The organism is Paeniglutamicibacter psychrophenolicus (assembly GCF_017876575.1).
Classification (GTDB): domain Bacteria; phylum Actinomycetota; class Actinomycetes; order Actinomycetales; family Micrococcaceae; genus Paeniglutamicibacter; species Paeniglutamicibacter psychrophenolicus.
Genome location: NZ_JAGIOE010000001.1, coordinates 3,212,490 through 3,238,730, shown reverse-complemented (window position 1 = coordinate 3,238,730; position 26,241 = coordinate 3,212,490). Strand labels below are relative to the sequence as shown.

General features: G+C 69.7%; 21 protein-coding genes. 18 read left to right on the top strand and 3 right to left on the bottom strand.

The window, feature by feature from the left end; translation table 11 throughout:
• Nucleotides 1-43: 43 nt before the first annotated feature.
• The 7 genes from JOF46_RS14715 to JOF46_RS14685 all read left to right on the top strand — a co-directional run bounded on the left by JOF46_RS14715 (nucleotide 44) and on the right by JOF46_RS14685 (nucleotide 6,712).
• Nucleotides 44-1,174, top strand: coding sequence for an ABC transporter substrate-binding protein (locus JOF46_RS14715; protein WP_245348142.1), 1,131 nt, complete (start codon nucleotides 44-46; stop codon nucleotides 1,172-1,174).
• A complete protein-coding gene (locus JOF46_RS14710) occupies nucleotides 1,171-1,893 on the top strand; it encodes an ABC transporter ATP-binding protein (RefSeq protein WP_209908261.1) in 723 nt (240 codons plus the stop codon). Before JOF46_RS14715 ends, JOF46_RS14710 begins: the two co-directional genes overlap by 4 nt.
• Nucleotides 1,883-2,821 carry an ABC transporter permease gene (locus JOF46_RS14705; protein ID WP_209908259.1) on the top strand — a complete coding sequence of 313 codons (939 nt, stop codon included), beginning with the start codon at nucleotides 1,883-1,885 and terminating at the stop codon, nucleotides 2,819-2,821. The genes JOF46_RS14710 and JOF46_RS14705 overlap by 11 nt, the downstream gene beginning before the upstream one ends.
• Before the next feature lie 64 nt (nucleotides 2,822-2,885).
• Nucleotides 2,886-4,139, top strand: a complete 1,254-nt coding sequence (gene cobA / locus JOF46_RS14700) for a uroporphyrinogen-III C-methyltransferase (protein WP_209908257.1) — start codon at nucleotides 2,886-2,888, stop codon at nucleotides 4,137-4,139.
• Nucleotides 4,140-4,224: 85 nt separating this feature from the next.
• Nucleotides 4,225-5,736 carry an FAD-dependent oxidoreductase gene (locus JOF46_RS14695; RefSeq protein ID WP_209908255.1) on the top strand — a complete coding sequence of 504 codons (1,512 nt, stop codon included), beginning with the start codon at nucleotides 4,225-4,227 and terminating at the stop codon, nucleotides 5,734-5,736.
• A 123-nt stretch (nucleotides 5,737-5,859) separates the two neighbouring features.
• Nucleotides 5,860-6,006 carry an alpha/beta-hydrolase family protein gene (locus JOF46_RS14690; protein ID WP_342592553.1) on the top strand — a complete coding sequence of 49 codons (147 nt, stop codon included), beginning with the start codon at nucleotides 5,860-5,862 and terminating at the stop codon, nucleotides 6,004-6,006.
• Nucleotides 6,007-6,337: 331 nt separating this feature from the next.
• Nucleotides 6,338-6,712 carry a DUF898 family protein gene (locus JOF46_RS14685; RefSeq protein WP_245348141.1) on the top strand — a complete coding sequence of 125 codons (375 nt, stop codon included), beginning with the start codon at nucleotides 6,338-6,340 and terminating at the stop codon, nucleotides 6,710-6,712.
• A 406-nt stretch (nucleotides 6,713-7,118) separates the two neighbouring features.
• On the opposite strand, the gene JOF46_RS14680 is transcribed toward JOF46_RS14685, so the two are convergent.
• Nucleotides 7,119-8,813: an HNH endonuclease signature motif containing protein gene (locus tag JOF46_RS14680; protein WP_209908251.1), complete on the bottom strand. Its 1,695-nt coding sequence runs from the start codon at nucleotides 8,811-8,813 to the stop codon at nucleotides 7,119-7,121.
• Nucleotides 8,814-9,220: 407 nt separating this feature from the next.
• On the opposite strand from JOF46_RS14680, the gene ileS reads away from it, so the two are divergent.
• From ileS to JOF46_RS14655, 5 genes are all read left to right on the top strand, one after another.
• Nucleotides 9,221-12,526, top strand: a complete 3,306-nt coding sequence (gene ileS / locus JOF46_RS14675) for an isoleucine--tRNA ligase (protein WP_209908249.1) — start codon at nucleotides 9,221-9,223, stop codon at nucleotides 12,524-12,526.
• Nucleotides 12,523-13,887, top strand: a complete 1,365-nt coding sequence (locus JOF46_RS14670) for a bifunctional folylpolyglutamate synthase/dihydrofolate synthase (RefSeq protein WP_209908247.1) — start codon at nucleotides 12,523-12,525, stop codon at nucleotides 13,885-13,887. The genes ileS and JOF46_RS14670 overlap by 4 nt, the downstream gene beginning before the upstream one ends.
• Before the next feature lie 5 nt (nucleotides 13,888-13,892).
• The gene (locus tag JOF46_RS14665; protein WP_209908245.1) at nucleotides 13,893-14,354 is read left to right on the top strand and encodes a DUF4233 domain-containing protein; all 462 of its coding nucleotides are present in this window, start codon (nucleotides 13,893-13,895) and stop codon (nucleotides 14,352-14,354) included.
• Between the two features lie 50 nt (nucleotides 14,355-14,404).
• A complete protein-coding gene (ndk, locus tag JOF46_RS14660; RefSeq protein ID WP_209908243.1) occupies nucleotides 14,405-14,821 on the top strand; it encodes a nucleoside-diphosphate kinase in 417 nt (138 codons plus the stop codon).
• Nucleotides 14,822-15,215: 394 nt separating this feature from the next.
• Complete coding sequence (locus JOF46_RS14655) at nucleotides 15,216-15,797, top strand: dihydrofolate reductase family protein (protein ID WP_209908241.1); 582 nt, start codon at nucleotides 15,216-15,218, stop codon at nucleotides 15,795-15,797.
• A 287-nt stretch (nucleotides 15,798-16,084) separates the two neighbouring features.
• On the opposite strand, the gene JOF46_RS22315 is transcribed toward JOF46_RS14655, so the two are convergent.
• Together JOF46_RS22315 and JOF46_RS14645 are read right to left on the bottom strand one after the other, a co-directional pair.
• Nucleotides 16,085-16,537 (bottom strand): ribosomal maturation YjgA family protein, encoded by a 453-nt coding sequence (locus JOF46_RS22315; RefSeq protein ID WP_209908239.1) that lies wholly within the window; start codon nucleotides 16,535-16,537, stop codon nucleotides 16,085-16,087.
• Nucleotides 16,538-16,541: 4 nt separating this feature from the next.
• Nucleotides 16,542-17,171 (bottom strand): vitamin K epoxide reductase family protein, encoded by a 630-nt coding sequence (locus tag JOF46_RS14645; protein ID WP_209908237.1) that lies wholly within the window; start codon nucleotides 17,169-17,171, stop codon nucleotides 16,542-16,544.
• 570 nt (nucleotides 17,172-17,741) lie between these two features.
• On the opposite strand from JOF46_RS14645, the gene JOF46_RS14640 reads away from it, so the two are divergent.
• The 6 genes from JOF46_RS14640 to JOF46_RS14615 all read left to right on the top strand — a co-directional run bounded on the left by JOF46_RS14640 (nucleotide 17,742) and on the right by JOF46_RS14615 (nucleotide 26,208).
• On the top strand, nucleotides 17,742-21,128 hold the full coding sequence (locus tag JOF46_RS14640; RefSeq protein WP_209908235.1) for an Rne/Rng family ribonuclease: 3,387 nt from the start codon (nucleotides 17,742-17,744) through the stop codon (nucleotides 21,126-21,128).
• A gap of 194 nt (nucleotides 21,129-21,322) precedes the next feature.
• The gene (gene rplU, locus JOF46_RS14635; protein WP_007272816.1) at nucleotides 21,323-21,631 is read left to right on the top strand and encodes a 50S ribosomal protein L21; all 309 of its coding nucleotides are present in this window, start codon (nucleotides 21,323-21,325) and stop codon (nucleotides 21,629-21,631) included.
• Between the two features lie 48 nt (nucleotides 21,632-21,679).
• A complete protein-coding gene (gene rpmA / locus JOF46_RS14630) occupies nucleotides 21,680-21,934 on the top strand; it encodes a 50S ribosomal protein L27 (RefSeq protein ID WP_071216447.1) in 255 nt (84 codons plus the stop codon).
• Between the two features lie 152 nt (nucleotides 21,935-22,086).
• Nucleotides 22,087-23,658 (top strand): GTPase ObgE, encoded by a 1,572-nt coding sequence (gene obgE, locus JOF46_RS14625; RefSeq protein ID WP_209908233.1) that lies wholly within the window; start codon nucleotides 22,087-22,089, stop codon nucleotides 23,656-23,658.
• A 10-nt stretch (nucleotides 23,659-23,668) separates the two neighbouring features.
• Nucleotides 23,669-24,808 carry a glutamate 5-kinase gene (gene proB, locus JOF46_RS14620; RefSeq protein ID WP_209908231.1) on the top strand — a complete coding sequence of 380 codons (1,140 nt, stop codon included), beginning with the start codon at nucleotides 23,669-23,671 and terminating at the stop codon, nucleotides 24,806-24,808.
• Between the two features lie 80 nt (nucleotides 24,809-24,888).
• Nucleotides 24,889-26,208: a glutamate-5-semialdehyde dehydrogenase gene (locus tag JOF46_RS14615; RefSeq protein WP_209908230.1), complete on the top strand. Its 1,320-nt coding sequence runs from the start codon at nucleotides 24,889-24,891 to the stop codon at nucleotides 26,206-26,208.
• The last annotated feature ends 33 nt before the right edge of the window (nucleotides 26,209-26,241 follow it).

Here is a 26,241-nt window from a genome sequence, read left to right as displayed (position 1 = left end):
CCGCGCCGCCCGCACCACACCCACAGACAAGGACACCTTCTTCATGGACACCATCCGGTACACCGCCGACGGGCCGCACCGCGGCCCCGGGAGGCGGGCGCTGCTCGCCGGCGGCACCGGGCTGCTGGGCCTGCTGATGCTCGGCGCCGCCGCCACCACCACGGTGCCGCGCCCCGGGACGGCCGGCACTTCGGCCACCGGGCCCGCGGGCACCCTGCGGCTGGGCTTCTTCGCCAACCTCACCCACGCACCGGCGCTGGTCGGCACCGCCAACGGGCTGTTCGCCCGCGAGCTTGCCGCTTCCGGCACGACGCTTGAAACCAGCATCTTCGGGGCCGGACCGGCCGCCGTCGAGGCGCTGAATGCCGGGGCCATCGACGCGGCCTACCTGGGGCCGAACCCGGCGATCGCGGCCTTCACCTCCAGCGGCGGGCGCGGGCTTCGCGTGGTGGCGGGGGCCGCCGCGGGCGGCGCCCAGCTGGTGGTCCGCCCCGGGATCACCGACGCCGCCGCGTTGCGCGGCACGACGCTGGCAACCCCGCAGCTCGGCGGCACCCAGGACGTCGCCCTGCGCACCTGGCTGGCCGCCCAGGGGATGGAAACCGACCTGCGCGGAGGGGCGGTTTCCATCACCCCGACGGCCAACGCGCAGACCCTGGAGCTCTTCCGCTCCGGGACCATCGACGGGGCCTGGCTGCCCGAGCCGTGGGCCTCCCGGCTGGTGCTGGAGGCCGGTGCGCGCGTGCTGGTGGACGAGGCGGACCTGTGGGAGGGCACCGACACCGGTGCGCCGGGCAAGTTCCCCACCACGGTGCTGGCGGTGTCCCCGGACTTCGCCGAACGCCACCGCCAAACCATCGACGACCTGCTGCGCGGGCACCTGGCCGCGCTCGACTGGATCAACACCGCCAAGCGGGACTCGGTGCTGGACACCCTGAACACCGCGCTGGAACAGCTCGCCGGGGCCGCGCTTTCCCCGGCCGTGCTCGAGCGCGCGCTGGGCAAGCTTTCCTTCACGCCCGACCCGCTGTCCGGCGCCTACCCGCGGCTGCTGGCCAACGCCGCCGCCGCGTCCCTGGCCGAACCGGCGAGCCTCGACGGGCTCGTGGACACCTCGTTCCTGGAGAAGGCCCGGGCCGCACGCACCGCTTCCGGAACGGGGGCCGGGGCATGAGCATCGTCATCGAGAACCTCTCCAAGGACTACGGCGCGGCCCCGGTGCTCTCCGGCATCAGCACCGTGATCGCCACGGGCGAGTTCGTGGCAGTGCTCGGGGCCTCGGGCTGCGGCAAGTCCACGCTGCTGAACGTGATCGCCGGGCTCGAGCCGCCCACGGCCGGATCCGTGTCAGTCCCGGCGGGAGGTGCCGCGTTCATGTTCCAGGACGCCGCGCTGCTGCCCTGGCTCACCGCCCGCGCCAACATCGAACTCGCCCTGGAACTGCGCGGGATCCCGCGCGCCGAACGCCGCCAACGGGCCGACGGGCTGCTGGAGCTGGTCCACCTGGGCGACGCCGGGGCCAAGCGCCCGCACGAGCTCTCCGGCGGCATGCGCCAGCGCGCCTCGCTGGCCCGCGCACTCGGGCAGGACAAGGAGGTGCTGCTGATGGACGAACCGTTTGCCGCACTGGATGCGATCACCCGCGACCTGTTGCACGACGAGCTCGAACGGCTCTGGCGCGCCCACCGGCGCACCGTGGTGTTCGTGACCCACAACGTCCGCGAGGCCGTGCGCCTGGGCCAGCGCGTGCTGCTGCTCTCCTCGCGCCCCGGCCGCATCGCCGCCCAATGGGAGATCGACGAATCGGTGCGCAGCGACCCGGCCGCGGCCGCGAAGCTCACCCAAGACATCACCGCACGTCTGCGCGAGGAGATCCGCCACCATGCCCACTAGCCAGAGCGCCACCGCCTCTGCCGCCGTCGACACCCCGACCGACGCCCCGACCGACACCCCGATCGACAACCGGCTCGACAACCTGAAGGAACTCGAGGCCGGACTGGACCACCTGCAGGAGGACACCGCCCCCGCGCGGCGGCCCGTCGCCACCCGGGCGCTGCTGCCGCTGGGCACGCTCGCGGCCCTGCTGAGCCTGTGGCAGCTTTTCGCCTGGTTCGCCTCCCCGCGGGTGGACCTGGTGCCCGGCCCGATCGAGGTGTTCGGCACCGCCGCGGCGCTGGCCGCCGACGGCCGGCTGGCCGAGGCGGTGGCGACCTCGCTGCAGCGCGGCGTGTTCGGTTTCCTGCTGGCCCTGGGCATCGGCACCCCGCTGGGTCTGCTGCTTGCCGCTTCCCCGCTGCTGCGCCGCGGCGTGGGCCCGCTGGTCTCCGGCCTGCAGGTGCTGCCCAGTGTCGCCTGGGTGCCGGCGGCCATCATCTGGTTCGGCCTGACCGACGCCACGGTCTACTTCGTGGTGGTCATGGGTGCCACCCCCTCGATCATCAACGGGCTGCTCTCCGGCGTCGACACCGTCCCGCCGCAGTACCGGCGGCTCGGCACGGTGCTCGGGGCCTCCCGCGCCCAGGGCCTGCTGCGCATCGTGCTGCCGGCCGCACTGCCCGGCTACCTTGCAGGGCTCAAGCAGGGCTGGGCGTTCTCCTGGCGCTCGCTGATGGCCGCGGAGATCATCGCGGTCGGCGGGTCCATCGGCTTCGGCCTGGGTTCGCTGCTCCAGCAGGGCCGGGACCTGTCCTCGATGGCGGTGGTCTCCTGCGCGATCCTGGCCATCCTGGTGGTCGGCATCGTGATCGAGCTGCTGGTCTTCGCCCCGGCCGAACGCCGGTTGCTGCGCCGCCGCGGCCTGGCCCCGGGGGCCGGGCGATGAGCCACCCGAATTCCGCCACCCGCACCACCGCACCCAGCACCACATCCACCCGAAGGAGCAGGCCATGACCACATCCCACGAGGCACCCATCCACCCGCTGGCCCTGCGCCTGGCCGGCAAGGACGTGCTCTGCGTCGGCGCCGGCAAGGTGGCCGCACGCCGGGTGGCGCAGCTGCTCGAGGCCGGGGCGAAGATCACAGTGATCGCGCCGGATGCCGTCGCACCGGTCGCCGAGGCAGCGGCCGCGGGCCGGCTTCTCTGGCTGCGCCGCGGCTACGAGCCCGGGGACCTGGACGGCATGTGGCTGGCCCACACCGCCACCGGCAACAAGGAGATCGACGCGCGGGTTTCGGCCGACGCCGACGCGCGGCAGACCTGGTGCGTCAACGCCTCGGACCAAACAGCCTCCAGCGCCTGGACCCCCGCCGTCGCGCGGACCGGGGAGGGAACCACCGTGGCTGTCACCGCCGGCGGTGACCCGCGCCGCGCCGCAGGGCTGCGCAACGCCATCGCCTTGGCCGCAGACACCGGGCTGCTGCCGCTGCGCCGGCGCCGCTCGGGCGCCGGATCCGTGGCCCTGGTCGGCGGAGGCCCGGGAGACCCCGGGCTGATCACCGTCACCGGGCGCCGGCTGCTGGCCGCCGCCGACGTGGTGGTCGCCGACCGGCTGGGCCCGCGCGAGCTGCTGGCCGAGCTCGACCCGTCCGTGCGCGTCATCGAGGTCGGAAAGGCCCCCGGTGACCACCTGGCCACGCAGGATCAGATCAACGCGGTGCTGGTCGCCGAGGCACAGGCGGGCAACCGCGTGGTGCGGCTCAAGGGCGGGGACCCGTTCGTGCTGGGCCGCGGCGGCGAGGAAGCGGCCTACTGCCGCGAGCACGGCGTCGAGGTTTCCGTCGTCCCGGGGGTCACCAGCGCCATCTCCGTCCCGGCCGCCGCCGGCATCCCCGTCACCCACCGCGGGGTGGCCACCGGCTTCTCGATGGCCACCGGCCACGAGGAACTCTCCGAGCTTCCTGCCCGGCCCGATCACACCCTGGTCCTGCTGATGGGCGTGGCCCGGCTGGCACGCAACACCGCCACGCTGCTGGGCCGCGGGCTGCCAGCCCACACCCCCGTCGCGATCATCGAGCGCGGCTGGTGCCCGGACCAGCGCATCACCATCGACCGGCTGGACTCCATCGCCGCCACCGCGGCGCGGATCGGCGTTCAGAACCCGGCGGTGATCGTCATCGGAGACGTGGTGCGCATCAGCCCACATGCCGCAGCGGCCCTGGCTCCGGGCGCCCGCACCCGGCAGCTGCTGAACGTCGGCTGATTAGCCGGCCGAGAACACCCCCGAACACCTTTCATCCAGCTACACCCCCAGCTAGACGCCCAGATACACGCCCAGGAGGACCCCCATGACCGAAAAAAACACGCCGGCCCCCGTCGCGACGCCCGTCCCGACCCCCGCCGCCTTCACTTCGCGCCCGCTGCGCGTGGCCATCATCGGCGCGGGCCCGGCCGGCGTCTACGCCGCGGACATCCTCACCAAGGCCGATCGCGACTTCGAGCTCGCGATCGACCTCTTCGACCGCTACCCGGCACCGTACGGGCTGATCCGCTACGGCGTCGCCCCGGACCACCCGCGCATCAAGGGCATCGTCAAGGCGCTGCACAAGGTGCTGGACCGCGGCGACATCCGCTTCTTCGGCAACGTCGACTACGGCACCGACCTGTCGATCGCGGAGCTGCGCGAGCACTACGACGCCGTCATTTTCGCCACCGGCGCCATCAACGACGCGGACCTGAACATCCCGGGCATCGAGCTGGACGGCTCATACGGCGGCGCGGACTTCGTCTCCTGGTACGACGGCCAGCCGGACGTGCCGCGCACCTGGCCGCTCGAAGCCACGCAGGTCGCGGTGCTGGGCAACGGCAACGTGGCCCTGGACGTGGCCCGCGTGCTCTCCAAGCACGCCGAGGACCTTTTGGTCACCGAGATCCCGGAGAACGTGTATCGCGGCCTGGCCGCATCCCCGGTCACCGACGTGCACGTCTTCGGCCGCCGCGGCCCGGCCCAGGTCAAGTTCACCCCGCTGGAGCTGCGCGAGCTGAGCCACAGCCAGGACGTGGACATCGTGCTCTACCCGGAGGACTTCGAGTTCGACGCTGCCTCCGATACCGCGATCAAGACCAACAACCAGGTCAAGACCATGGTCGGCACGCTGACCAACTGGCTCATCGAGCAGGAAGAGCGCGAGGAGCGCGGGGAGGCTGCGGCCGCCACCGGGTCCGGGCGCCCGCGCCGCCGCCTGCACCTGCACTTCCTGCACTCCCCGGTGGAGGTCACCGGCACCGACGGCAAGGTCGCCGGCATCAGGTTCGAGCGCCAGGAGCTGGACGGCACCGGCAACGCGCGCGGCACCGGCGAGCTCGTCGACTACCCCGTGCAGGCCGTCTACCGCGCCATCGGCTACTTCGGCTCGGCACTGCCGGAGATCGAGTACGACGGGCGCACCGGCACCGTGCCGAACCTCGAGGGCAAGGTGCTGGACGCCGCCGGCACCCAGGTTCCCGGGCTCTACGCCACCGGCTGGATCAAGCGCGGACCGGTCGGCCTGATCGGCCACACCAAGTCCGACGCCGCCGAAACCATCGCCCACCTGCTGGCGGACCTGCACGGGCTGCCGGTGGCCGCGAACCCCGCGCCCGAGGCCGTGCCGGCCCTGCTGGCCGCCAAGGACGTCGCCTACACCAGCTGGGACGGCTGGCTCGCGCTGGATGCGCACGAGCAGGCCCTCGGTGCGGCCGCCGCCCCGGCACCCACCCCGGCAGGTCCCGTGGTGCGCGAGCGCGTCAAGGTCGTGGACCGCGAGGAGATGGTCGCCGTCTCGCGCACGGTGGACCAGACCGCCGGCGCCCGCGCCTGAGGCAGTGCGGACCGGGCGCCGGGGACACCGCCACCGCCTCGATGCAGTGCTCTTTCCAGCCCGGCTGGGTCTCGTTCCTCTTCGAACAGTCGCTGTCCACCGACGCCAGCGCGGCGCCCTCCGATCCGGCGGCCGTCCCACCATGGGGGGATCGCGGTGCGCTGGCAATCCAGCCCGGGGGACTTCGCGGCACCGGGCTTGACCTGGGAGAAGCCGCGCATCGGCCACTTGCAGCATGCCACCGACCCGATCACCTGGCTGGACCCGTAGGTGATCCTCCAGTGGCCCGATTCGCTGGCCGGTCCCGCCGACGCGGGAGGGCGGGGGAGCGAAGTGGGCGATGCGCTGCGCCGGATCCCCGGGCGTCTCGTTCCTGCCCGGCTACGAACGCGGCGACGCCCGGCTGGCCGCCATCCAGACGTTCATCATCGAATCGATCGACACCCAACCACCTCGGGGAGTAGCCGCCCCGTCCCGCCACGGGCCCGGCCCCGGGCGGCCGGGCCGCAAAACGTGGGTGTGCCCGGATAGGCTCCAAGGACCGCCACGGCACTTCCGGCATCCGGCCGGCAGCCGTGCACCATCCAGGGGGAGACTCATCATGAGCATGTACGTCAGTGGAAACAACCAACCGGGGCCGGGTCTCGCGGCATTGGGGAACATCCCGCCGGGCACCCCGATCTTCGTCTTCCGCGGCGGAGCTGCGACCTGGTTCGGCACCCAGCTGCTCGGGGTGCTCATCACGGTGCTGACGTTGGGGATCTGCTACCCGTTCGCCGTGGTGCTGGTGGAACGCTGGCGCGCCGGCAACACGTTCCTGCTCGGGCGGCCGCTGCAATTCACCGGAACCGGGTGGGGCATCTTCGGGTTGTGGATCAAGTGGTTCCTGCTGTGCATCATCACCCTGGGCATCTACAGCTTCTGGGTGTACCCGCGGCTGACGGCCTGGAAGGTCGAGCACACGGTGCTCGCCTAGCCGCTGGCCGGGTCCGACGGCCGCATCGGGGCGCCGGTGCCCCGGAAACCAGCTCCCGGTGTCCGGCTCCGGCTCCTGGTCCGCGGGCTGCCCGGTGCCGCCCCGGGGCGGGGTGCCGCCCTCGGCATCGAGGTCAAGGGTGATCGGCACATCCGCCACGCGGCTCGCGTGCTGCTGCCAGGCGATTGACGCCGCCACGGCGTTGGGCTGGTACATGCCTCCGTCGAGCCCCGCGGCGTTCATCGATGGGTTCTTCCTGCGCTGCCGGAAGCGGACCACCGCCCAAAAGAGCAGCAACAGCGGGACCGCCGCGCTGGGCACCAACCCGATCCACCGGGGAATCTCCATGCCACGAGCATGGGCCAAGGCGCGCCCGGCAAGCGCAGGTTCCCGATGCGTGGAAGGCTCAGGCGGCCTCGGCCGGTGCGGCCGCGGGATGGAAGATCCAGTTCCGCCGCGGGATCTGCAGCGGGTCCCGGGACCTGGGCAGGATCACGTGCGGGTGCCCGCCGATCATCTCGATCCTGAACCTGCCCGCGTGGTACGCCTGGTGGCATGACGGACACAAAAGGCACCCGCGCGACACGTCGGTGCGGCCTCCGCAATTCCACGGATCCAGGTGGTGCGCCTCGCACCGGCCGATGGTCATGGTGCAACCCGGGTTGATGCAGCCCTTGTCGCGGACCGCGATCGCCCGGCGCTGGGCCCGGTTGAAGTATCTTCGGCTGCGGCCAAGTTCCAGCGGCACCCTCGCACCGTTAAGCACGATCGGGATGATCCCGGCGTTGCAGGCGATTCGCCGGCAGCTGGCCGCGGAGATGTCTTCGCCGCGGTCGGTGACCCCGGCCGCTTCGAGCTGCCCCAGGAAGGTCTGCAGGTCGATGGTGACATTCAGGGTCACGTTCGGCGCCAGCGGCATCTGCCGGTCCCCGACGCGGTCGTCGCCGGAACCGGATTCCGCCGGGCTGGTGACGATGCGCACCGAATCGATGATGAGCTGGTGCAGGCGGCGTGCCCGCTGCCGCGTCAGTGCCTGTTCGATGGTTTCCCCCGGGTGCATTTCCATCATGGGGTCCAGCTCCGGGGCAACGCCGAGGTCGGTGAATCCGGCGGCGGGGCGTTCTTCCGGCGGCGTGCCGGGATCCACTGCCCAGTCGGGGATCGGCGGGCCGGCCTGGGACGTCGGTTCGGCCGGTGTGCCCGCCTTGGTCCTGGGGCTGTTGAGGATGTCCGCGGCGGTGGCCAGCAGTTCGTGGCCCTCGGCCGTGGTGATGACCTTGTACTCGTAGCCCTTGCGCGTGTGGCCCAGGTAGTAGGCGCCGACAAAGAGGTCTTCCACGGCCTCGCGCGCCGTTGCTGCGGCCGAGCCGTCGAGCCGCTTGGCCTGGTCCTTGAGCAGCTTGCCGGTGCCCTTGGTGTTGCGGGTGCGGGCGGCCTCGGCCAGCTCGGCTTCCATGGCGGCGCCCGCCTCCGGCCCCAGCCCCTCGAACTTCTTGGCCAGCGTGGCCAGCGACTTGGGATCCGCCGCGCCGTCGGAGAGTACCTGGCCAAACAGCGGGAACTTCGCCGGGACCGTTCGGCCGTTGAACCCGGTGTGCGGGAGCAGGTTCTCGGCGCTGAGCACCCGGTGCTGCGCCTGGAAGTGCGTGAGGTTCAGCTGCGCCTCGAGGAAATCGGCATCCTCGCGGAAGAGCGGCTTGCAGCCCGCCGGAGTCGGGACATCGGCAGGCAGCGGGCTGGTGGCAGCCGCTTCGGGATCCCGAAGCCAGGCATTGAGAGCAGCGAGCGGTTCCTCGGAGATGGTGTGCACCTGCGCGTCGCCGGCACGGGATGCCGCCAGCAGCTGTCCGTATCCCGCCTCCCGGTAAGCGGCTTCAGCCAAGGACAGGAAGGCCGCTGCCCGCAACGGGGATGAACCGACATCGGCCGCTGCCTCGTCGATCGCCAACCTGAGCACGGGGATCAGAAGTGCCAGCGTGCGCAGCGAGCCGCCCCGGGACCCGGTCGCGGTGACCGGGTCTTCCGGGGTTCCCGAGGTGTGCTTCACGAGTCCGGAGAGGATCGTGAGCGCCTCGGTGGCGAGGGCTGGGGTGCTGGACATGGTTCAAGCATGCCCCGCACTGCCCGGCCGTGGGGGCAACGTCGAAGATCTGTGGATAAGTATTTTGGCCGGTGCCGAATCGGTGCCCGGACGAACGCCCCTGCGGATTCCCCAATGGGGGAGCAGGGGCGCTAGACTGGGAGGCATCACGACGTCGACCCGGCAATCACCGGCGAGTCCTTGGAAGAACGGCAGCTTCGCCCTCGTGCGCGCAGCCAAGTAGAACCAAGCGGGTAAGCCCGTCACAGCAGTCAACGAGCGGCCGGATCCGGCCCCGGGGCATCCCGGGCGGAGAAGGCAAGCGGGGTGGTACCGCGAGGTGAAGTATCCGCATACTTGACCATCGTCCCTGTGTTGGAGAACGCCTAAGCGCGAACACGCGCCTTCGATCACCAGGACTGCCGCAGATGACCAGCTACCCCAAGGCCTCGACCGACCCCCATGGCACGACGCCATCCTCTCCCCGTTTCCCGGAGATCGAGGAACGGGTCCTTTCCTACTGGAAGAACGACGGAACCTTCCAGGCCTCCATCGATGCCCGCGATGCCGGCGTCGACGGGGCCAACGAGTTCGTCTTCTACGACGGCCCCCCCTTCGCCAACGGCCTGCCGCACTACGGCCACCTGCTCACCGGCTACGTCAAGGACCTGGTCGCCCGCTACCAGACCCAGCGCGGGTCGCGCGTGGAGCGCCGCTTCGGCTGGGACACCCACGGGCTGCCGGCGGAGCTCGAGGCCATGAAACAGCTGGGCATGAGCGACAAGGCGCAGATCGAGGCCATGGGCATCGACAAGTTCAACGACGCCTGCCGCACCTCGGTGATGAAGTACGCCGACGAGTGGCAGGACTACGTCACCCGCCAGGCACGCTGGGTCGACTTCGAGAACGACTACAAGACGCTGAACGTCGAGTACATGGAATCGGTCATCTGGGCCTTCAAGCAACTGCACGACAAGGGCCTGACCTACAAGGGCTTCCGCGTGCTGCCGTACTGCTGGAAGGACGAAACCCCGCTGTCCAACCACGAGCTGCGCATGGACGACGACGTCTACAAGGACCGCCAGGACCAGACCGTCACCGTCTCCTTCCCGCTGCTTGCCGGCGAGTCCGAGATCTCCAAGGAGCTCGCCGGCGTGCAGGCGCTGGCCTGGACCACCACGCCGTGGACGCTGCCGACCAACCTGGCCCTGGCCGTCGGCCCGGACGTCGTCTATGCGGTGCTGCCGGCCGGCGAAAACGGCGTGAAGGCATCGAACGCCACCGGCGACTTCATGCTCGCCGAGGATCTTCTGGGTGCCTACGCCAAGGACCTGGGCTACGCCGATGCCGCCGCCGCCAAGGAAGCGGTCACCAAGCGCTTCACCGGCAAGGACCTGGCGGGCATCAGGTACACCCCGCTGTGGGACACCTTCACCGATGTGGAGAACTGGAACACCGCGCAAGCCTGGCAGCTGCTGGTCGCCGACTACGTCACCACCACCGACGGCACCGGCATCGTCCACCAAGCCCCGGCCTACGGCGAGGAGGACCAGAAGATCTGCGAGGCCGCCGGCATCCCGGTGATCCTCTCGATCGACGAGGGCGCGAAGTTCCTGCCGGTGTTCAAGGGCGGCGAGCTGGCCGAAATCGTCGGCGTGCAGGTGTTCGAGGCCAACAAGGCCATCACCAACATCCTGAAGGACGACGCCCGGCTCATCAAGCAGGCCTCCTTCGAGCACTCCTACCCGCACTGCTGGCGCTGCCGCACCCCGCTGATCTACCGCGCGATCTCCTCCTGGTACGTCGAGGTCACCAAGGTCAAGGACCGCATGCTGGAACTGAACCAGCAGATCAACTGGATCCCGGAGAACGTGAAGGACGGCCAGTTCGGCAAGTGGCTGGCCAACGCGCGGGACTGGTCGATTTCCCGCAACCGCTACTGGGGCTCCCCGATCCCGGTGTGGGAATGCGACGGCGCCGAATGCACCCACCGCGAGGTCTACGGCTCGCTGGAAGAGATCAAGGCCGCCTTCGGGCGCCTGCCGCTGAACCACGAGGGCCAGCCGGATTTGCACCGCCCGTTCATCGACGACCTCACCAAGGAGCATGGGGGTTGCGCCGAAAACGGCACGCTGCGCCGCGTCGAGGACGTGCTGGATGTGTGGTTCGACTCCGGGTCGATGCCCTACGCCCAGGCGCACTACCCGTTCGAGAACAAGGAGTGGTTCGACACCCACCACCCGGCGGACTTCATCGTCGAGTACATCGGGCAGACCCGCGGCTGGTTCTACACCATGCACGTGCTCTCCACCGCGCTCTTCGACCGCCCCGCGTACAAGAACGTGATCAGCCACGGCATCGTCCTGGGCTCCGACGGGCAGAAGATGTCCAAGTCGCTGAAGAACTACCCGGATGTCAACGAGGTCCTTGACCGCGACGGCTCCGATGCGATGCGCTGGTTCCTGATGGCCTCCCCGATCCTGCGCGGCGGCAACCTGGTCGTCACCGAGCAGGGCATCCGCGAGGGCGTGCGCCAGGTGCTGCTGCCCATGTGGAACGTCTGGCACTTCTTCTGCCTGTACACCAACGCCGCGAACCACGGCGCCGGATACCAGGCGAAGCTGACCTATTCCGCCGAGGACCCGCTGGATGCGTACATGCTCGCGGCCACCGGGGACCTGGTCCGCGAGGTCACGGCGAAGCTGGATGCCTACGACATCTCCGACGCCGCCGAAACCATCCGCCAATACATGGACACGCTGACCAACTGGTACGTGCGCCGATCCCGCCAGCGCTTCTTCGACGAGGACACCAGCGCGTTCGACACCCTGTACACCGCCCTGGAGACCCTGACCCGCGTGAGCGCCTCGCTGCTGCCGCTGGCCAGCGAGGAAATCTGGCGCGGGCTCACCGGCGGACGCTCGGTGCACCTGGCCGAATGGCCCGACGCCAACCTCTTCGGCCACAACGACGAGCTGATTGCCGCGATGGAAACCACCCGCAAGATCGCCTCGGTCGGCTCCTCGCTGCGCAAGGCCGCGAACCTGCGCGTGCGTCTGCCGCTGGCCGGGATGACCGTAGCGGTGCCGAACGCCGCGGCCCTGGAGGGCACCTTCGCAAGCATCATCGCCGACGAGTTGAACCTGCGCTCGCTCACGCTCCTCGACGCGGCCGACGCCGACGCCTCCGAGTACGGCATCAGCCAGCGCCTGGTCGTCAACGCCCGGGCCGCCGGCCCGCGCCTGGGCAAGAACGTGCAGGTGGCGATCAAGGGCGCCAAGTCCGGGGACTGGTCGGTGGACGACGCCGGAACCGTCACCGCCGGCGGCCTGGGGCTGGAGGAACACGAATACACGCTCGAAACCGTCGTTCAAGCCACCGAGGGCGAGGACGCTATCGCCGCGGCGGTGCTGCCCGGCGGGGGCTTCCTGGTGCTTGACACGCAGGTCACGCCGGAACTTGCCGCCGAGGGCACGGCCCGGGACATGATCCGCGCCATCCAGTCCGCCCGCAAGGACGCGGACCTGCAGGTCAGCGACCGCATCCGCACCGAAATCACCGCCGACGCCGCAACCGTCGCCGCGCTGCACGCCAACGCCGAGCTGATCAAGGGCGAAACGCTCAGCACCGGGCTGGTCCTGGTCACCGGGGACGACGGGATGGCGCCCGCCGTCAGCGTCGAAACCGTGGCCGAGGCCGAAGCCGCCGACAAGGAAATGGGACCCACCACATGAGCAACACCTTTGACAGGTTCTCGGTCCAGAGCGTGTACGCCGAGCTGTTGGCGCGCGCCCCGGAGAACAAGATCGAGCCGCGCATGGAACCGATGCGCCGGGCCATGGCGATCCTGGGGGAGCCGAACAAGGCCTTCCCGATCATCCACGTCACCGGCACCAACGGCAAGACCAGCACCGCACGGATGATCGAGTCCCTGCTGCGCGCCCACGACCTGCGCACCGGGCGCTACTCCTCCCCGCACCTGGTCTCGGTCACCGAACGCATCGCGATCGACGGCGAGTCGGTGGACGATGAGACGTTCGTGCGGATCTGGGACGAGATCCGCCCCTACCTGCAGATCGTCGACGACGAGCTCACCGCCAAGGGCGAGAACCGGCTGACCTACTTCGAGGCCGTGACCATCCTGGGGTTCGCGATCTTCGCCGACACCCCGGTGGACGTGGCGATCATCGAGGTCGGGCTGGGCGGGATCACCGACGCCACCAACGTGGGCGACGGGCAGGTCTCGGTGTTCACCCCGATCTCCCTTGACCACACCGACCTGCTGGGCGACACCACCGAGCTGATCGCGCAGGAGAAGGCGGGGATCCTGAAGCCCGGCGGATTCCTGGTCTCCTCCGCGCAGCCGGCCGATGCAGCCCAGGTGCTGCTGGAGAAGGCCCTCGAACTCGAGGTGCCCTACCGCTTCGAGGGCGTCGAATTCGGCGTCGAGAACCGCACCGTCGCCGTCGGCGGCCAGCAGCTGGACCTCCAGGGCCTGGCCGGGCGATACCCGGGCATCCTGCTGCCGCTGCACGGCGAGCACCAGGCGCAGAACGCCGCAGTCGCCCTGGCCGCGGTGGAGGCATTCATCGGCGGCGGGGAAACCGCGCTGAACCACGATTTGGTCATGGAGGGCTTCGGCGCCGCCACCAGCCCCGGGCGCCTGGAAGTCATCCGCAAGGCCCCGACGGTGCTGCTCGACGCCGGGCACAACCCCGACGGCATCCGCGCCTCCGCGAAGGCGGTGAAGGAGTCCTTCGGGTTCTCCAAGCTGGTGCTGGTCATCGGGATCCTGGCCGAAAAGGACGCCCCGGCGATGCTGGCGCAGCTGCGCGAAGACTACCTGGACCTCACCGAGGACATCTGCATCACCCAGTCCAATTCCCCGCGCGCCATCCCCGCCGGGGAACTGGCCACCATGGCGCTGGAAGCCGGGTTCAACGAGGAGGACATCTTCGTGACCGAACGCCTTGACGACGCCCTGGAATGGGCCGTCGGGCGCGCCGAGGCCTCCGAGGACTTCGGCGGCGGGGTGCTTGTCACCGGGTCCATCACGCTGGTCGGCGAGGCCCGCATGCTGCTGGGAGGAAAGTAGGAACCATGGCGAAAATGACCAAGACGCAACGCGAATGGCGCCCCGGAATGCCCAAGAAACCCCGCTCGACGCGTGTGATGTTCGCCTCCACGGTGCTCACGCTCGAGGCCTTCCTGGTGGTCTTCGTGGCGCTGGCGTTCCACGGGCTGAACCGCGACACGCTCTCCCCTGTGCTGGTTTTCGGCATCGGCGCGGTGGTCGCTTTGGCGTGCATCTTCACCTGTGCGCTGCTGAAAAAACCGCTGGGATACGCGATTGGATGGGGCCTGCAGCTGCTGCTGATCCTTTCCGGGTTCCTGATGACCTCGATGTTCTTCATCGGCGCGGCCTTCGCCGCGACCTGGTGGTACGCGGTCACCAAGGGCCGGGCCCTGGACCTGGAAACGGCACGCCGGGCGCGCGAGCAGGAAGCCTGGGACGCGGCGCACCCGCCGGAAGGTCCCGGCGCCCCGAGTGCCCAACCGTAGAATCAAGACCAACGACAATTTGCAGCACACAGAACGAAGGAGCCGCCTCCATGGCCATTGAACGCACCCTGATCCTGATCAAGCCCGACGGCGTCAAGCGCCAGCTGACCGGGCAGATCCTTTCCCGCATCGAAGCCAAGGGCTACGTGATCTCCGAACTCAAGCAGGTCTCCGCGACCCGCGAACTGCTTGAGGCACACTACGAGGAGCACGTGGGCAAGCCGTTCTACGAGCCGCTGGTCGAGTTCATGCTCTCCGGCCCGGTCGTGGCCATCATCGCCGAGGGCCAGAACGTGATCCCCGGCTTCCGCTCGCTGGCCGGCACCACCGACCCGACCACCGCCGCCCCTGGCACCATCCGCGGCGACCTGGGCCGCGACTGGGGCCTGAAGGTCCAGCAGAACCTGGTCCACGGTTCGGACTCGGTCGAATCGGCCACCCGCGAAATCGGCATCTGGTTCGCCTAGGCCGCTGCGCCGCACCGGCGCGTGAAGCACGGGCCCGGCCGGTGTCCCTCCCCTCGGGGGCGGGACACCGGCCGGGCCTTTTTCGGCTCGTCATGATCCGGGTTGCGGTAGGCGGCGAACCCTCGCATGCGCGTTGACGGCCCCGCCTCCCGCGGACCCGCTGGGCCCGCCAATTCGGAAGAACGCGCTCGGAGCAAGGCCCGCCCTGGGGTGGCGTCCGGCGACTCGAGGTCCTCATCATGGCCTGGTGCGGACCAGCCGTTTCCGGGATGCAGCGGCCCCCACCCGGCCACCGACGCGACGACTGCCGCCGTGGAGGAATCCATGCGCCCGCTACGTCCCCAACCCGGTGAAGCAATGCTAATGTGGGCCCCCCAAGGCAAAGGAGGGCCCCGTGGGCAAGGTGGTCATGTACGCGACGGTGTCGGTGGACGGCTTCATCGCGGACGAGAAAGACGACCCCGGAGAGCTGTTCGACTGGCTGGTCGGCGGGGACGTTCCGTTGGACGATAGCGGCGTGCTGAAGGTGTCGCAGGTGTCCTACGCCTACACCCGGACGTACTGGGACCAGATCGGGGTGACCATCGCCGGCCGTCGCGTTTTCGACCTGACGGACGGCTGGGACGGGAAGCCGCCGGCTGGGGTCGAGAACGTGGTTGTGGTGACGCACCGGCCGCCGCCCGAGGGCTGGGACCCCGAGGCGCCGTTCCACTTCGTCGAGGGCATCGAGGCGGCCGTGGCCAAGGCGCAGGAGCTTGCCGGTGGGCGCATTGTCGAGGTCGCCGCCGGCGACGTCGGTGGCCAGGTGCTTGCCGCGGGCCTGGTCGACGAGGTGCGCATGGACGTCGCCCCCGTCGTGTTCGGCTCCGGCAAGCGATTCTTCGGATCGGTCCACGCGCAGCAGCTGTTGGAGGATCCCGACGCGGTGATCCAGGGCAACCGGGTGCTTCACCTGCGCTTTCCGGTGCGCCGTTGAGCATTCCGAGCGGGTAGCCAACGAAGTCCGCTGCGAATGGCACGCCGGGCCGGCCCTGCCGCTGGGCAGCGAGGGAGCCGCGGCGTTGCTGCTGGCCCGCGGCGATGCCGTCGATGGGATCGTTCCGCTGGATCGGGCGGAGCTGGACTTCTGTTCCGCCGGTGCCGCAGCGGGCGGGATCGCTTCGACCCGTCAGATCGGGTTCAGCCGGGACTCCGCGGGGACGGGTTGGAGCGCCGCGCTCCGGTAGGCCCCGGCACGCGGACCGTGGCGCTAGGGGCGGGGCGCTAGGGGCGGGGCGCGGAGCCGCGGCGGGCACGAGCGAGACGCGCGAACCCGGCATCCGCGCCCAACGCCAGCACGGTTCCCACCAGGTAGGCCAGCAGGTCCAGCGGGACGAAGGTGGAGCCCAGCACCAGCCGCACCGGCGGGAACACCTGCCCAAGGCTCGCCGGAAGGTCGGTGAGCTGCAGCAGCTCGATGAGCACGCAGAAGACCAAGGCGGCCAGCGCATTGCCGGTCCGGGCGGCACCCGGGCGCAGGAAGGTCGCCAGCACGTAGATGAGCACCGCGTAGATCGCTCCTCCGGCGATATCGGCGGGCAGGCCGGCACCCAGGAACCTGGCGCCAAGGCCCAGCGCCACGACCGGCAGCACGCAGCCGGCGGCGGCCAGCCGGCGGGTGCGGGCGCGGGTCGCGGGGGAGCAGCGCGCCGCCACCGGTGCGGGGGTTTCGGGCACCGGGTCAGGCCCCGAAGAAGGCGCCGGGGAATCGCAGCACGACGCTGGCCGCGGTAAGCACCAGCAGCACGATGACCGCGACCCAGGTCCACTCGGCGACGGCCTTGCGCACCGGAACCGACGCCGGGATCACCCCGTGGGCGATGTTGCGTGCGGTGGTGTAGAGGAACATCGGGATCATCATCGCCCACACGACCATGCAGTACAGGCACAGCGCGTTGATCTCATACAGCGCCTGGGACCAGAGCCAGATAATGAACAACATCGCCAGGGACACCCCGACCTGCACGCCGACCCAGTACCAGCGGGCAAAACGCGCCCCGGCCAGCAGCGCCATGCCGATGGTGATCACGATGCCGAAGCCCACGATGCCCAGGAACGGGTTGGGGAAGCCCAGCAGCGCGGCCTGGGAGGATTTCATCACGGTGCCGCAGGAGACCCAGGGATTGAAGTCGCAGGAGGTGACGTAGTCGGGGTTCTTGTACAGCGCGATGCGCTCGAGCACCAGGATGCCCGAGGCGATCCATGCCACCGCGCCGGTGAGCACCAGGAACAGGCCGAAGCCCCGTGCCCGGGCCAGGCGGGGCAGCTGTTGCTCGTCGCTTGGCGGCGCTGCGGTGTCGGACTTGCTCATCGTGTGCTCCCTCGTGGCTGGTGGTTCTTCCCCCGGCGCGGCCACCGGCATCCGGCACACGTGCCACGCCGGGCCGGGATTTGTTGCTGGCCCCGTTTGAAGTCTAGTGGCCGCCGCCGCCCGCGCCCATGCCCCGCGCCGCGCGTGGGACAACCGGCGGGGCAATGCCGCCGGGCGCCGTGTGTCGCCGGTGTTCGGGTCGGCGGCATCCTTCGGCGTGTCGGTATGAGACAATTGCAGTGGTTGTTCGTGGATCCACAGTCTGCTTTCAACCCAACGACAGGCTTTCAAGCCCGATTGCGATGCATCTGCTGCCAAGAGACCGCCTATACGAAGGTCTTCAGCGAATACCGCAATATGGTCGCCGCAACGTAAAGCGGCTTGCTTGGAAAAGCGCCGTTGGTCTTGCACGGATGCCGCGCCCCCCATAGTTGGGTAGGCGCACCCGGGCCGGGCATATCAAAGGACTTCCGCTGGGACACGCGGCCACAAGGCCCGGTCCAGCGAACCAACCAGGGGCGAGCAGCTATCTGTGGGAGCGTTCGACCCGCCGAGGAGCACTCTTTTAACATGGCACTGAATCGCGACGAATCAAAGGCAGCGATGGGCCAGGGCCCCAAGGGCCGCACCCGCACCACCCGCCCACCGCGCGGCAACTTCAACGAACCCTCACCGCCGCCACCGCGCCGGGCCATGACCCTGGCAGAGCTCAACGACGCGGCAGCCGCACCTACCAGGAAGGTGCGCGCCAACGTTTCCCCGCGCGCCGCCACCGCCCGCCGTGGTTCGGCCCCCCGCAACGCCCCGGCCCGCCAGGGCAGCGACGCGACAGTTGAATCGGTCGTGGCTGCAGCCACCGGCCAGGCATCGGCCCAATCACCCGCCAAGGCATCGGCCCAGGCACCTGCCGCCGAAGCCGTGAAGGCACCGGCCCGCCGGGGCCCGCGCCGCGCCACCTCCGGGGTCACCTCCCCGGGCGCCAGGGCCGTTGAGCCGGATGCCGTTATCGAGGCCCCCGCAGCGCATGCCGCCGCCGAGGCCAAGACCGAACCCATTCTCGAAAAGGCCGAGGCCCCCGCCGCGGAAGCCGCAGCGACCAAGGCCGCCGCCAAGCGCCCGGCCCGCGGCCGCAGCCGCAAGGCCACCTCCCCTGCCGCCAGCCCGGAAGAGGCGGCTCCCGCCGCGTCCGTCGAGGCACCTGCCTCCGTCGAGCCCGCGACCGAAGCCGCCGAGGAACCGGCGCAGGATGCCGAGCCGGCCAAGACCGCTCGCCGCCGCCCGACCCGCGGCGGACGCGGCACCCGCGCCACCCAGGACACCGAAGCCCAGGATGCCCCGGCCCGGCCCGCGGCCGAAGCCGCGGACAGCGAAGCCGACGTGGCCGGGGAAGCAGCCGCCGAACTCGAGCCGGTCGCCATCACCGACCCGTTCGCCATCCCCGAATCCGCACTCTCGCTGATCTTCCAGGCGCCGACCCTCCCGGTCGCTGCCGAGGATGGCGACGAGGACGAAGACGAGGGCCACGCCGACAACGGCCGCCACTCCCGCCACGATTCCGACGACGAGCACGGGGACGAGACGGGCGTCGTCTCCCGCCGACGTCGCCGCCGCCGCCGCGGCGAGGCCGACCTCGAGCTGACCGGAGGGTCGGAGACCGACCCGCCGAACACCATCACCCGGGTCCGTGCCCCGCGCGCCACCCTGGAACCGGTCGTTTCCAACAAGGTCACCGCCGTGCGCGGTTCCACCCGCCTGGAAGCCAAGCGCCAGCGCCGCCGCGACTCACGTGAATCCGGCCGCCGCCGCCAGGTCATCACCGAGGCCGAGTTCCTGGCCCGCCGCGAATCCGTCGACCGCCAGATGGTCGTGCGCCAGCGCGAGGACCGCATCCAGATCGGCGTCCTCGAGGACGGCATCCTGGCCGAGCACTTCGTCTCCAAGACCCAGCAGGACTCCCTGATCGGCAACGTCTACGTCGGCAAGGTGCAGAACGTGCTCCCGTCGATGGAAGCCGCCTTCGTCGACATCGGACGCGGACGCAACGCCGTGCTCTACGCCGGCGAGGTCAATTGGGACGTAGCGGGCCTGGACGGCCAGCCGCGCCGCATCGAGCACGCCCTGAAGTCCGGGGACACCGTGCTGGTGCAGGTCACCAAGGACCCCATCGGACACAAGGGCGCCCGCCTGACCTCCCAGATCTCCCTGCCGGGACGCTACCTGGTCTACGTGCCCGGTGGCTCGATGACCGGCATCTCGCGCAAGCTCCCCGACGTGGAGCGCAACCGCCTGAAGAAGATCCTCAAGGACCACCTGCCGGAAAACGCGGGCGTCATCGTCCGCACCGCCGCCGAGGGCGCCTCCGAGGAAGAGTTGATGAACGACATCAACCGCCTGCGCGCCCAGTGGGAAGGCATCGAGGCCGCCTCGACCTCCACCAAGACCCTGGCCCCGGAACTGCTCTACGGCGAACCGGATTTGACCATCAAGGTCGTGCGCGACGTCTTCAACGAGGACTTCACGAAGCTGATCGTCTCCGGCGACGAAGCCTGGGACACCATCGAGGCCTACGTGACCTACGTGGCACCGGATCTGGTCTCGCGCCTGGAGAAGTGGGAGTCCGACGAGGACATCTTCGGCCACTTCCGCATGGACGAGCAGATCCACAAGGCCCTGGACCGCAAGGTCTTCCTGCCTTCGGGCGGCTCGCTGGTCATCGACCGCACCGAGGCCATGACCGTGGTCGACGTGAACACCGGCAAGTACACCGGCTCGGGCGGAAACCTCGAGGAAACCGTCACCAAGAACAACCTGGAGGCGGCCGAAGAGGTCGTGCGCCAGCTGCGCCTGCGTGACATCGGCGGCATCATCGTCATCGACTTCATCGACATGGTCCTCGAGTCAAACCGCGACCTGGTGCTCCGCCGCCTGGTCGAGTGCCTGGGCCGGGACCGCACCAAGCACCAGGTTGCCGAGGTCACCAGCCTCGGGCTGGTGCAGATGACGCGCAAGCGCATGGGAACCGGTTTGCTGGAAGTCTTCGGCGAAAACTGCGAGGCCTGCAACGGCCGCGGCGTGATCACCCACGACGAGCCCGTTGAGCACCGCCGTTCCTTCAACTCGGCCGGCGAGCCGCACGGCTCGGGCAACCGCGCCGCCGAGAAGCCTTCGCGTGCCGAACGCCGACGCCGCAACCGCGGTTCGGACGAGCCCCACACCGAGCAGGCACCCGCCGCGACCCCGGTCGAGGCCAGGGAGCCGGAGGACGCCGCCAAGGCCGACGCCGCACGCACTGCCTTTGCCAACATCGCCGCCGCGGCACACGCAGCGCACGAGCACGAGGACGCCGAGTCGTCGGACGAGGGCGCCACGCTGACCGTGGCGGGGGAGTCCGTGTCGGTTCCCGCCGCACGGCGCAACCGCCGTGCCGGCTCCGCCGCCGCAGCCCCCTCGCTGACCCTGGAGAACCTGGAAGCCGCGCTTCCGGACCACTCCCCGGTCGCCGAGCCGGCCGAGGCCTCCGCGGCAGGGGACGAGGACGAGTCGGGCAATGCACGTCCGGCCCGCACCCGGACCCGCCGCAAGGCCCGCGCCAAGGCAACCGAGCCGGCAACCGCCGAGCCGACCGCCGAGGCACCTGCCCCAGCCGCCGCACCGGTCATCTCCGGTGTTGCCGGCCAGGCCTCGGACGACGCCCCCGTGGCGGAGCCTGCGGCCACGGCAACCAAAAAGACTTCGGGCCTCGAGCCGGTGGCGCGCGTCAAGCGCAGCCGCCGTGCCACGAGCCCGCAGGGTGGATCCGACGCCGCAGTTTCTGTGGCATCGGACACGCTTGCGGCATCGGGTACATCCCATGTTGCTTCGCTCGCTGACCAAACCAAGGCCGAAAAGCCGCTAAACGCCGCGAATGCGCCGATTATGCTGGGTGTCGGGGTACCGGTCAACGAGTTGAAAGAGTAGGGGTCTTGACGACTCGCGGGGTCAGGTTGTATTTGCCCCCGCAGCGCTTTTTAGCGTAGTCTAGATCCTCGGTGCGAACGCCAGCTATCGGATTCTTCCGCTCGGCGTGCCAGCACAGCGCAATCCCCAGGCTCGTTTTGGGGTAGTGATGCGCAGCAAGACATATTGAACGTCGAGTAGAAGTGAGTACCCACGTGGTGTACGCAATTGTCCGCGCTGGCGGCCGCCAGGAAAAGGTTTCTGTTGGAGACCTCGTTACCCTTGACCGTCTGAAGGCTGCCCCAGGCGCCTCCATTGAATTGCCGGCCCTGTTGCTGGTTGACGGCGAGAAGGTAACTTCGGCTGCCGACGAGCTGGCCAAGGTTACGGTGACCGCTGAGGTCGTTGAGAACCTTCGCGGCCAGAAGATTGTCATTCAGAAGTACAAGAACAAGACCGGTTACAAGAAGCGCCAGGGTTTCCGCGCTTCGTTGACCAAGGTCAAGGTCACCTCGATCGCTTAATTGCGGTTGTTTCCAAGAATTCTCATTACCTGAAGGTAGGCATATTCAATGGCAAGTAAGAAGGGCGCGAGTTCCACTCGCAACGGTCGCGACTCCAACCCCCAGTACCTGGGCGTCAAGCGCTTCGGTGGTCAGGTTGTTTCCGCCGGTGAAATCATCGTTCGCCAGCGCGGCACCCGCTTCCACCCGGGCGCCGGCGTGGGAATCGGCAAGGACGACACCCTGTTCGCACTGGAAGCCGGAGCTGTCGAATTCGGCACTCGCCGCGGCCGTAAAGTCGTGAACATCGTTACCGCTGGCTAACTAAGCGCGTAACCGCATTCATTACACTGTAGAGGGTGGGCCGCACGGCTCACCCTCTATGTGTTTTTCCAAAACCCCCCTGTGTTTTGCCGCCTCCCGCCCCCGGGAGCAGCGCGCGGAACGCCACCCTTTTTTGCTAGGAGCTTTCAACCGTGGCAGCCTTCATCGACCGAGTGGTCCTCCATGTCTCCGGTGGTACCGGTGGGCACGGCTGTGTCTCCATCAAACGCGAAAAGTTCAAGCCCCTGGGCGGTCCTGACGGCGGAAGCGGCGGCAACGGCGGAGACGTGATCCTGCGCGTCGACGCCCAGACGACCACGCTGCTGTCCTACCACCACTCGCCGCACCGCCACGCCGGCAACGGAGAGGGCGGCAAGGGAGACCTGCGCCCGGGCAAGAACGGCGAGACCCTCACCCTTCCGGTGCCCGAGGGCACCGTGGTCAAGACCCGTGACGGCGAGATCCTTGCCGACCTGATCGGTGACGGAACCGAATACATCATTGCCGCCGGCGGTTTGGGCGGCCTGGGCAACGCAGGCCTGTCCAGCCAGCGCCGAAAGGCCCCCGGATTCGCGCTGCTGGGCACCCCCGGCGCGTCCGCCGAGGTCATCCTCGAACTCAAGTCCGTCGCCGACGTCGCCCTGGTGGGTTACCCCTCGGCCGGCAAGTCCTCGCTGATCGCCTCGCTGTCCGCCGCGCGCCCCAAGATCGCGGACTACCCCTTCACCACCCTGGTCCCGAACCTCGGCGTCGTGCAGGCCGGAGAGGTCCGCTACACCGTGGCCGACGTCCCGGGCCTGATCCCCGGCGCCTCCGAGGGCCGCGGCCTGGGCCTGGAGTTCCTGCGCCACGTCGAGCGCTGTGCCGCCCTGGTGCACGTGCTTGACTGCGGCGCCTTGGAGGCGGACCGCGACCCGGTCTCCGACCTGGACATCATCCAGGCCGAACTCGACGCCTACGAGGTCGACTCCTCGTTCGCCGGCGCCGACGGACAGATCATCCCGCTGAACGAGCGCCCGCGCCTGATCGCCCTGAACAAGGTCGACATGCCCGACGGGCGCGACATGGCCGGATTCGTGCGCCCGGAACTGGAGAAGCGCGGCTACCGCGTCTTCGAGGTCTCCGCAATGACCCGCGAGGGATTGCGCGAGCTGTCCTTCGCGATGGCCGAACTGGTCACCGAGGCACGCGCCAAGATCGAGGCCGCCCCGCTGCCCGTTCCCGTCGAGGTGTTGCGTCCGCGCGCCACCAAGGCCAGCCGGGCAGGGTTCATCATCCGCAAGGAGGAGCGCAACCTCGAGCCGCTCTACCGCGTCATCGGCGAAAAGCCCGAGCGCTGGATCATGCAGACCGACTTCCGCAACGACGAGGCCGTGGGCTACCTGGCCGACCGCCTGGCCAAGCTGGGCGTCGAAAACCAGCTGTACAAGCTCGGTGCCAAGCCCGGGGACGCGGTGGTCATCGGCTCCGAGGTCGACGCCGTGGTCTTCGACTGGGAGCCGACCATGGCCGCAGGCGCCGAGCTTCTGGGCTCGCGCCGCGGACAGGACGAGCGCCTGGCCGAATACGGTGCACGCCCCTCGCGCGACGAGAAGAAGGCGCTGCACGAGGCGCGCAAGGGCGCCAAGGCCGCTGCCCGCGAAGACCTGGAAGCCGAGCGCAAGGCCGGAATCTGGACGGAGTCGGTCAACTACAAGCACCAGCTACCCAAGTCCGGGGAGTAACCGAGGAACCGTGCGCGCCACACACCAGCCCTCGGGCATCACGCAACGCCAAGACCTGCCCCGCGCATCGCGCATCGTGGTCAAGGTCGGTTCATCGTCCCTGACCACGCTGGCCGGGGGCATCTCCGAGGAGGCCCTCAGTTCCCTGGTGGACCGCCTCGCGGCGGTCAACACCGCCGGGACCGAGCTGATCCTGGTCTCCTCCGGCGCCATCGCCGCCGGCCTGGCGCCCCTTGACCTGGGGCGCCGGCCGCGCGACCTGGCCACCCAGCAGGCTGCGGCCTCGGTGGGACAGGGGCTGCTGATGGCCAAGTACACCCAGGCGTTTTCCGCCCACGGGATCACCGTCGGCCAGGTCCTGCTGACCGCCGACGACCTGATCCGCCGCCAGCAATACGCCAACGCGTTCCGCGCGCTGAACCGGTTGCTGGCCCTGGGCGTGGTGCCGATCGTGAACGAAAACGACACCGTGGCCACCCACGAGATCCGCTTCGGGGACAACGACCGGCTCGCGGCCCTGGTGGCGCACCTGGTCAAGGCCGACGCGCTGCTGCTGCTCTCGGACATCGACGCGGTCTACGACGCCCCGCCGAATGCCGGGGGAGTGCGCGTGCCGTCGATCGAGCGCGCGGAGGACCTCGAGGCGTTGCGCATCGGGTCCACCGGATCCGCGGGCCTGGGCACCGGGGGCATGGCCACCAAGGTCGAGGCCGCCACCATGAGCGCCGAATCGGGCATCCCCACATTGGTCACCTCCACTGCCAACGCCGCCGCGGCGCTGGCCGGGGAGGACGTGGGAACGTGGTTCTCCGCCCGCGGCGGGCGGCGGTCCACCCGGATGCTGTGGCTCGCGCACCTGGCCACCACCCAGGGCCGGCTGCTGCTGGATCCCGGTGCCGTGCGCGCCGTGGCCTCCGGGGTCGCCTCGCTGCTGCCGGCCGGGATCACCGGGATCAACGGCTCCTTCGAGGCCGGGGACGCGGTGGAGATCACCGACGGCTCCGGGTTGGTCATTGCCCGCGGCCTGGTCAACTTCTCCTCGGCGGAACTGCCGCAGATGCTCGGGCGCTCCACGCACGAGCTCGGCGAGGACCTGGGCAGCTCCTACGAACGTGCCGTGGTGCACGTCGACGACCTGGTCGTGGTCTAGCACCGCAGCCGCGACCGAAGCCCGCCCCCGTGCTTAACATGGGGGCGGGCTTCGGCGCATCCACCGTAGAATAAGGGATTATGAGCCAGAACATTGATGCAGCCCTGACCCTGACCGATGCCGCCCAGGACGCCGGCGGACCCGAGGGCGCCACCCTCGCGGTGGCCAGGCTGGCCGACCGCGCCCGCGCCGCCTCGCGCGTGCTGGCCCGGGCGGACCGCAACTGGAAGGACCGGGCGCTGCTGGCCATTGCAGCCTCGCTGGATGCCAACCGCAAGGCAGTGATCAAGGCCAACGCCAAGGACATCGAGGCCGGGCGTGCCAACGGCACCACCGAGGCGCTGCTTGACCGGCTGCGCCTGAACGACGCACGCGTCGACGCGCTGATTGCGGCCCTGGAGGAACTGGCCGGGCTGCCGGACCCGGTGGGCACCGTGCTGCGCGGCCAGACCCTGCCCAACGGCCTGCGGCTGCGCCAGGTCCACGTGCCCATGGGCGTCATCGGCGCCATCTACGAGGCCCGCCCCAACGTCACCGTCGACATCGCCGGGCTGGCGCTGAAGAGCGGCAACGCCGTGCTGCTGCGCGGCGGAAGCGCCGCGGCGCACTCCAACGTGGCGCTGCTGGAACTGATCCGCGACGCCCTGGAATCCGTGGGGCTGCCCGCCGACGCCGTGGCCTCGGTCGATCCCTGGGGACGTGACGGTGCCGACGCGATGATGGGGGCACGCGGCAAGATCGACGTGCTGATCCCGCGCGGAGGGCGCGAGCTGATCCAGCGCGTGGTCACCACCGCCAGCGTCCCGGTCATCGAGACCGGCGAGGGCAACGTGCACATCTACCTCGACGAGTCCGCCGACACGGCGATGGCCGTCCCGATCCTGCTCAACGCCAAGACCCAGCGCCCCTCGGTGTGCAACACCGTCGAGACCCTGCTTCTCAACGCGAAGGCCGCCGCGGCCCCCGAGGTGCTTGCCGCGCTGGCCAAGGCCGGGGTGCGCCTGCACGTCGATGCCCGCGCCAAGGCGCTGGCCGGGGGCATCCCGACCATCGACGCCGTCGAGGCGGACTGGGACACCGAGTACATGGACCTGGACCTGGCCGTGGCCGTTGTCGATGACCTGGATGGTGCGATCAAGCACATCCGTGCGCACAGCACCGGGCACACCGAGGCGATCCTGACCAACAACCTTGCCCATGCCGAACGCTTCATCGCCGAGGTCGACTCGGCCGCGGTGATCGTCAACGCCTCCACCCGCTTCACCGACGGCGGGCAGTTGGGCCTTGGCGCCGAGGTCGGCATTTCGACGCAGAAGATGCACGCCCGCGGTCCCATGGGCCTGCGCGAGCTGACCACGACCAAGTGGATTGTGCAAGGCGATGGGCATGTTCGTTCGTAGCCGCGTGCCAAGGTGGGTACGATAGAGGCTAAC

What these genes read in the sequence shown, in the direction of transcription:
- JOF46_RS14715 (WP_245348142.1), top strand. Translation starts at nt 44, where the DNA reads ATGGACACCATCCGGTACACCGCCGACGGGCCGCACCGCGGCCCCGGG.
- JOF46_RS14680 (WP_209908251.1), bottom strand. Translation starts at nt 8,813, where the DNA reads ATGTCCAGCACCCCAGCCCTCGCCACCGAGGCGCTCACGATCCTCTCC.
- JOF46_RS14615 (WP_209908230.1), top strand. Translation starts at nt 24,889, where the DNA reads ATGAGCCAGAACATTGATGCAGCCCTGACCCTGACCGATGCCGCCCAG.
- JOF46_RS14710 (WP_209908261.1), top strand. Translation starts at nt 1,171, where the DNA reads ATGAGCATCGTCATCGAGAACCTCTCCAAGGACTACGGCGCGGCCCCG.
- JOF46_RS14705 (WP_209908259.1), top strand. Translation starts at nt 1,883, where the DNA reads ATGCCCACTAGCCAGAGCGCCACCGCCTCTGCCGCCGTCGACACCCCG.
- rpmA (WP_071216447.1), top strand. Translation starts at nt 21,680, where the DNA reads ATGGCAAGTAAGAAGGGCGCGAGTTCCACTCGCAACGGTCGCGACTCC.
- JOF46_RS14665 (WP_209908245.1), top strand. Translation starts at nt 13,893, where the DNA reads ATGGCGAAAATGACCAAGACGCAACGCGAATGGCGCCCCGGAATGCCC.
- ndk (WP_209908243.1), top strand. Translation starts at nt 14,405, where the DNA reads ATGGCCATTGAACGCACCCTGATCCTGATCAAGCCCGACGGCGTCAAG.
- ileS (WP_209908249.1), top strand. Translation starts at nt 9,221, where the DNA reads ATGACCAGCTACCCCAAGGCCTCGACCGACCCCCATGGCACGACGCCA.
- JOF46_RS14640 (WP_209908235.1), top strand. Translation starts at nt 17,742, where the DNA reads ATGGCACTGAATCGCGACGAATCAAAGGCAGCGATGGGCCAGGGCCCC.
- JOF46_RS14695 (WP_209908255.1), top strand. Translation starts at nt 4,225, where the DNA reads ATGACCGAAAAAAACACGCCGGCCCCCGTCGCGACGCCCGTCCCGACC.
- JOF46_RS14685 (WP_245348141.1), top strand. Translation starts at nt 6,338, where the DNA reads ATGAGCATGTACGTCAGTGGAAACAACCAACCGGGGCCGGGTCTCGCG.
- JOF46_RS14670 (WP_209908247.1), top strand. Translation starts at nt 12,523, where the DNA reads ATGAGCAACACCTTTGACAGGTTCTCGGTCCAGAGCGTGTACGCCGAG.
- JOF46_RS14645 (WP_209908237.1), bottom strand. Translation starts at nt 17,171, where the DNA reads ATGAGCAAGTCCGACACCGCAGCGCCGCCAAGCGACGAGCAACAGCTG.
- cobA (WP_209908257.1), top strand. Translation starts at nt 2,886, where the DNA reads ATGACCACATCCCACGAGGCACCCATCCACCCGCTGGCCCTGCGCCTG.